The sequence below is a fragment of the Nocardia sp. NPDC058499 genome, from assembly GCF_042719915.1.
Lineage (GTDB): Bacteria > Actinomycetota > Actinomycetes > Mycobacteriales > Mycobacteriaceae > Nocardia.
Genome location: NZ_JBHXMZ010000005.1, coordinates 444290 through 450558, shown reverse-complemented (window position 1 = coordinate 450558; position 6269 = coordinate 444290). Strand labels below are relative to the sequence as shown.

The 6269-nt window shown below is 67.9% G+C and carries 8 protein-coding genes; 1 reads left to right on the top strand and 7 read right to left on the bottom strand.

Annotation, left to right across the window (positions count from 1 at the left end; translation table 11 throughout):
• Positions 1-417 precede the first annotated feature (417 nt).
• The 7 genes from ligD to ACFWPH_RS18465 form a co-directional block, all read right to left on the bottom strand.
• Entirely contained in the window at positions 418-1428 is a 1011-nt protein-coding gene (ligD, locus tag ACFWPH_RS18495; protein WP_378752486.1) for a non-homologous end-joining DNA ligase, read from the bottom strand.
• The gene (locus ACFWPH_RS18490) at positions 1425-2510 is read right to left on the bottom strand and encodes an ATP-dependent DNA ligase (protein WP_378752484.1); all 1086 of its coding nucleotides are present in this window, start codon (positions 2508-2510) and stop codon (positions 1425-1427) included. The genes ligD and ACFWPH_RS18490 overlap by 4 nt, the downstream gene beginning before the upstream one ends.
• A gap of 106 nt (positions 2511-2616) precedes the next feature.
• Complete coding sequence (locus ACFWPH_RS18485; protein WP_378752482.1) at positions 2617-3003, bottom strand: cold shock domain-containing protein; 387 nt, start codon at positions 3001-3003, stop codon at positions 2617-2619.
• A gap of 24 nt (positions 3004-3027) precedes the next feature.
• The gene (locus ACFWPH_RS18480) at positions 3028-4134 is read right to left on the bottom strand and encodes an SPFH domain-containing protein (protein WP_378752480.1); all 1107 of its coding nucleotides are present in this window, start codon (positions 4132-4134) and stop codon (positions 3028-3030) included.
• 21 nt (positions 4135-4155) lie between these two features.
• Positions 4156-4386, bottom strand: a complete 231-nt coding sequence (locus tag ACFWPH_RS18475) for a hypothetical protein (protein ID WP_280417412.1) — start codon at positions 4384-4386, stop codon at positions 4156-4158.
• 46 nt (positions 4387-4432) lie between these two features.
• Positions 4433-5056 (bottom strand): TetR/AcrR family transcriptional regulator, encoded by a 624-nt coding sequence (locus ACFWPH_RS18470; RefSeq protein ID WP_378752478.1) that lies wholly within the window; start codon positions 5054-5056, stop codon positions 4433-4435.
• Positions 5057-5138: 82 nt separating this feature from the next.
• Positions 5139-5561 carry a DUF6191 domain-containing protein gene (locus ACFWPH_RS18465; protein ID WP_378752476.1) on the bottom strand — a complete coding sequence of 141 codons (423 nt, stop codon included), beginning with the start codon at positions 5559-5561 and terminating at the stop codon, positions 5139-5141.
• A 25-nt stretch (positions 5562-5586) separates the two neighbouring features.
• Here ACFWPH_RS18465 and ACFWPH_RS18460 point away from each other — a divergent pair, with 25 nt between their 5' ends.
• Positions 5587-6264, top strand: coding sequence for a phosphatase PAP2 family protein (locus tag ACFWPH_RS18460; protein ID WP_378752474.1), 678 nt, complete (start codon positions 5587-5589; stop codon positions 6262-6264).
• The last annotated feature ends 5 nt before the right edge of the window (positions 6265-6269 follow it).

Below are 6269 nucleotides of genomic sequence, written 5' to 3'. Positions count from 1 at the left end.
TGGAACGGGGGAGCAGTGGTCTGGGTGGCGTTGTGTGGATGTGGGGGGGTTTGCGGAGGGGGGGAGTTGAGGTACCGGTGCGGGCACTACCGCCCGCACCGCCGCCGGACAAGCACTGGTCTGCGAGGACGGCACCTGGGCGTTATGGGTCTCCTGAATCGAGTCCACGACGGACGCCGCCGGCACGCGCCGAGTCCGCCCGGGTCGGGAACGGCCACCGCTGATGAGGCCCACCTGTGGATTTACCGTGGTCTCTCCGGGAGGGCCCGCGCGCGGCTACCCGGCTGGATCCGCGTGCAGCTGTCCGGCCGGGCCTGTCCGTGACCCACCCGCGCGGGGCTGGTCCGTGAGCGACTACCGGCTGGACGTGTCTGTGGCCTACCCGGCTGGACGTGCCCGCGGCTAGTAGGACGTGGACTATCCGGCCGGATCCGGTTTGCGGGCGCGGCTGGGCTGGACCCGCGGTGGTTCGTTCGGCATCTTCGGGTACTGCGGCGGCCACGGCGCGTCCATGAGCCCGCTCGCCAGATCGCGTTCGGACCATTCCAGCAGCGGTTCGATGGATTGCGGCGGGCGTTCGGCCCACGGATCGCCGGTGTCGGCGAGCCGCGCCGGCACGGCCGCGATCGTCAGCTCCTCGGGCACGACGGTATCCAGTTCGGACCAGTGCAGCGGGGTCGACACCTGCGCACCGACCTTCGGCCGCACACACCACGCCCCGAATACAGTTTTGTGCGGGGCATTCTGGTTGTAGTCCACGAAAACCCGCCGGCCACGTTCCTCTTTCCACCAGTGGGCGGTGATCTCGTCCGGATACCGGCGTTCCAGTTCCCGCGCCAGCGCCACGGCGGCGGCCCGCACCTGGTAGCCGTCCCAGCGCGGTTGTAGCGCGATATACAGGTGTAACCCGCGGGAACCCGAGGTCTTCACCCATGTCTCGATACCGAGCTCGGTACACAGTTCACGGGTACGCAGCGCCGCGGAACGCAGTTCGTGGAAGCCGATACCGGGTGAGGGATCGAGATCGATCCGGAGCTCGTCGGCGATGCCCAGCTCCGCGGCCCGATTGGGCCAGACGTGGAAGCCCAGGCAGCCCTGGTTCACCGCCCACAGCACATGCGCCATATCGTGGGCCACCAGCGCATCGCTGGTGGTGCCGTTCGGCGTGGAAACCTCGACAGTGTGCAGCCAGTCCGGCGCCGATTTCGGCACCCGCTTCTGGAACCAGGATTTCCCCGACGCACCGTCGGGATAGCGTTCCAGCAGCAGCGGCCGTCCGCCGTTCACGCGCAGGAATGCCTCGGCGACGCTTTGGTAGTAGCGCACCAGATCGAGTTTGGTCTCGCCGCGGCGGGAGAAATACACCTTGCCGGGGTTACTGATGGTCAGCACCCGCCCCGCGACCTCGATATCGACGGATTCGCTCATTTCGCCACCGGGGTCCCGAAGATTTCGTGCAGTTCGGCGGGGGCCACTTCCTCGAGCTGAGCGTAGGTACACGATTCGGGGGTGCGGTCGGCGCGGAAACGCACCAGGCGGCCGCCGTGCCGGAATCGGCCGGACTGCACATGTTCGTACCGGACCTCGGCCACCAGTTCGGTACGCAGCGGTTCCCAGGACAGGTCCTTACCGGCACTCCACCGGCTGATCCCGCCCGGCATCGAACCACCGGATGCGGCCTGCGCCGCGGCATCGGCCCAGTCACGCCACGGGTGGTTGTCCAGCGCGCGCTCCCGGTAGGGCGCGAGTTCGTCGACCAGTTCTTTGCGGCGGGCGGCGGTGAAACTACTGGCGACCCCGACGTGATGCAGACCGCCCTTGTCGTCGAAGAGGCCGAGCAGCAGTGATCCGACTCCCGCGCCGTCCTTGTGCCAGCGGAATCCGGCGACCACACAGTCGGCCGTGCGCTCGTGCTTGACCTTGAGCATCACCCGTTTGTTCTGCTGATAGGGCTGGTCGTCGGCCTTCACCATCACCCCGTCGAAACCGGCGCCCTCGAACCGGGTGAACCAGTCCCGGGCCAGCGCCGGATCACCGGTGAGCGGGGTGAGGTGAACCCGGCCCGGCGCGGTATCCAGGATCGATTCGAGTAGTCCGCGGCGTTCGGTGAACGGCGCGCCGGTGAGATCACGGTCGCCGAGTGCGAGCAGGTCGAACGCGACGAAACTCGCGGGTGTCTCGGCGGCCAGTTTGGTGACGCGCGACGCCGCCGGATGCAGGCGCTGCTGCAGAACATCGAAATCGAGCCCGTGCTCGGTGACGACCACGATTTCCCCGTCCACCACGCACCGCTGGGGCAACGCCGCCTTCAACAGTTCGGCGACCTCGGGAAAATACCTGGTCAGTGGCCGGTCGTTACGGGATCCGAGTTCGATGTCGTCGCCGTCGCGGAAGACCACGCAGCGGAACCCGTCCCATTTGGGTTCATAGCTGAGCCCGGGGCCGGGCGGGATCTCGGGCGCGGTTTTGGCCAGCATGGGCCGGACGGGCGGCATCACCGGTAGATCCACGCGGTCCTCCTGGGGTCGATCCTCACCCGTATCGACGTCGCGGCCGACGCCGATTCATCGCCCCCGAGCATAAGAGTTCCCGCCGACAAGTCGGCGGATCCGCGCGTCAGTCCGTGATCCAGCCCTGAACTCCGGCGAAATCGGTGAGTCGTTCGCGGATCACGACGATCTCCCCGGCGGTGAGCGCCGGGGAGGCGTCGAGCAGCAGTTCGGTGACCAGCCGCGTGTATTCGCCGGCGGTGAGCGGGGAGCCGCCGGCACCGGCGGGTTCGGGGCGGGGCCCGGCTGCCCGCGGCGACCGGAGATTGACCGCCTTCGGCCCGCGGTCGCCCTCGGTGACCTCGAATTCGAAGATCCGTCCCTGACGCAGTTCGTCCTCGCCGAGGCCGATATCGTTGACGTGGACGAATACATCGGGACCACCGTCTTCGGGCCGGATGAAACCGAATCCCCGCGATCCGTCGAACGACACCAATTTCCCGCTGGCCACCACACGCTCCTCGCCGCAGTTACGCGGTCACTCTATATCCCGCTTTTCCTCATCGTCGGTTATCAGCGCCTTTTGCAGGGAGTTGAACACGGTGAGCCCCTGCCCGACCATGCCGTTGAGCAGTTCGCCCACCCCGTCGGGCCCGTTGAGCACGGTCAGATTCGCATTCGACAGCCCGCGCGCGGCCTGTTCCACGATCAGCGGCAGCTGTTCGATCAGCATCTGGTCGAGCGCGATCCGGTTGTTCGACGCCGCGGCCTCGGCCTGGATCCGGGTCCGGTTCGCCTCGGCCTCGGCCAGGATCCGGACCCGGTCGGCCTCGGCCTGTGCGGGTTTGACCACTTCGGCCTGCAACTGCTGTTCGCGCAGGTCGGCTTCCTTGCGGGCCTGCGCGGCCTGCGCGCTGAGCACTTCCTGCTGGGCCAACGCCGCGGCCAGCGGACCGGCCGCGGCCGCTTCCGCCTCGGCCTTGTCGATATCGCGCTGGTAGCTCGCCTTGAGGATCGAGGTCTCACGCGAGTATTCGGCCTGTTTGCGCAGCGATTCCTGCTCGGCTTCGGCCGACCGCTGAGCCGCCTGCGATTTGGCGATCTGGGCGTCGCGGTGCACGGCGGCATTGTGCGGTGCGGCCAGGGCGGAGATATAGCCGAGGTCGCCGTCGTCGATGGACTGGATCTGGAAGGAATCGACCCACAGGCCGATATTGCTCATCTCCACCTTGGAGGCCACCAGCACTTCATCGGCGAGACGCTGGCGTTCGCGGATGATCTCCTCGACCGTCATCGACCCGACGATCGACCGCAGATGCCCGGAGAAGATCCGCCCGGTGAGCACCGACATCTCCTGCTCCTGCTCGGAGAGGAAACGTTGCGCGGCATTCACGATCGAGGCGGTGTCGTTGGCGACCTTGAAGGCGATCACTGCCCGCACCTGCAGTTGAATGGCCTGTTTGGTGACGCAGCGTTCGGAGATCTCGGCCTCGAACATCGCCAGCGACAGATACCGGACCTTGCGGAAGAACGGTACAACCCAGGAACCGCGGCCGATGATCACCCGGAACGGTGCCGCATCGCTGCTCTTGGCGCCGCTGACCAGCATCGCCTCGTCGGGATCCGGGACGTGATAACCCAGCACGGTATGACTCCTCGCGTTCGCCTACTCGGATGCCGGGTCCGCGGCGAGGGGTATCCAGGGCACCACATCGGCGATACGGCCGGAATCGACCGCGATGACCAGCACGGTGCTCCCGGCCGCAATGGCTTCGGTCGCCCGCGCGATGTAGCCTTCGGTTCCCCCTCGGACGGCGACCAGGACCTCACCCAGCATCCCGGGGCCGCGGATCGGCGAGATCAGCTTACCCGTCGACCCGACCACTTCGTCTTGCAATTTCCCCGAACCTCCAAGCCGTGCGGCGGATTCCGCCTCCGTGAGGTTACTGGTAGAGCGTGCGGTAGGCGCCGAGCATCGCGACAAGGTGATCGACGATCTCTTCGCGCGTCGCCCGCAGCGAACCGTTCAACCAGGCCGAGAACATCCCGGCGTTTCCGCTGGCCATGGTGACGGCCGCGAGCCGGCGCCGTACGGGGTCGTCGATCCGGGCGAAGAGGTGGTCCTGGATGAGCCGGGTGAAGGCGGGCATCACCGAGATGGTGGTCTGGCCGAGGCCGGTGCTGGAATAGGGTTCGACCAGGAACAGGCGGGATTTGCGGGGGTCGTCGAGTACCTTGTTCACCAGTGCCTCCGACAGCGCCCGATCGCGAGAGGAATCGTCGGCCACCGCGAACGCGGTCATCGGTTCCAGGAAATCCTCGGCCGTCTGCCGGTAGAGCACATCGAGCAATTCGTCGCGGCTGGCGAAACTTTCGTAGAAGTACCGGTCGGTGAGGTTGGCGCGGCGGCACACCGCCCGCATGGTGACCCCGCCCGCACCGGCCTCACCGATCAGATCGAGCGCCGCCTCGAGCAGCGCACTGCGCCGTGCCTGCCGGCGCTCCGAAAGCGTGGTGCCGCCCCAGATCCGGGGCCCGCTGTCGTCCGATCGCTGGTCTGCATGCACCCGTCCACAGTAATCTGCCGCCGCACGCTGCCCGGCCGGGTGGTCGCGGGCGGCGACCGGCACACGAACTGCGAGCGGTCGGTCAGGTATTCGCGGCTTCCCTGGGCGGCCGGGCGATCAGTACGGCGTGACTCTGGTCGAGGTCGATCAGATCCCGCGGCGGTGCACCGTCGCTGTGGTCCTCGCGCAGCATGGACTGCGCCGCCCGCTGGTCCAGTTCCTGGCGTTTGCTGCCGTACCAGAAGGCCGTGATCTCCTCGACCCCTGCCGCCGCGAGGCGGGTGGAGGTATGCCCGGCCGGCGCGCGCCCGGTTTTCGGGAACCGGGTGTAGACCCAGCGGACCGCTGCCGCCGCACCCAGCAGCATCATGACACCCGGAGCACCGAGGAAGAGGAGTTCCTTGAGTTCACGATAGACGCCGTCCGCGCTGTCCGCCGGGTGCGGCAGCCCACCCTGCGGTGGGCCGGGGAGCGGCCCTGGCCCACCGTGTCCGCTTTGCGGCAAATGTCCAGCAGCTATCGTGAAATACATGGTCTTGTTCGCTGTGCTGCTGCTCGCCGCATTCGCCGCGTTGACCGGTTCGGTGCTCTCCGGGGCCGTGACCGGGGTCGATACGGCGATACACGAGTGGTTCCTCGGCTTACGGGACGACCCTCTGACCACCGGCGCGGTGGCGATCACGCACGCCGGTGGGTCGGCGGTCATGTGGATGCTGGCCCTGGCGGCCTGCGCGGGGTTGCTGTGGCGTGGCCGGCGAACGGATGCGGCGCTTGTGGCAGGTGTGGGCGCGGCGGCCGCCGTCCTGGTGCCGGTGTCCAAGAATCTGATCGGCCGGGACCGTCCACCTCTCGACGGCAGGCTGGTCACCGTCGACAGCCCGGCGTTCCCGTCCGGGCACAGCACCGGTGTGGCGGCGGTGATCGGTGTGCTGGCGGTGCTGGGCTACCTACGGTTCGGACATCGGATCGCGGCGCGGATCACCGTGGTGCTTGCCGCGATATTCGTGGGCCTGGTCGGCTTGTCCCGTGTCTATCTGGGTGTGCACTGGGCGACCGATGTCCTGGCCGGCTGGTCGCTCGGCGCGCTGCTGGTACTGCTCGGTGTGCTGATACATCGTCGTACCGGCCGATCCGCGCGCCCCGGTGACACCGTCGCCGCGGACCGGGCCGCCTCCCGGCCGACGGCCGCCACCGGTACCGCGGCCTGAGACCC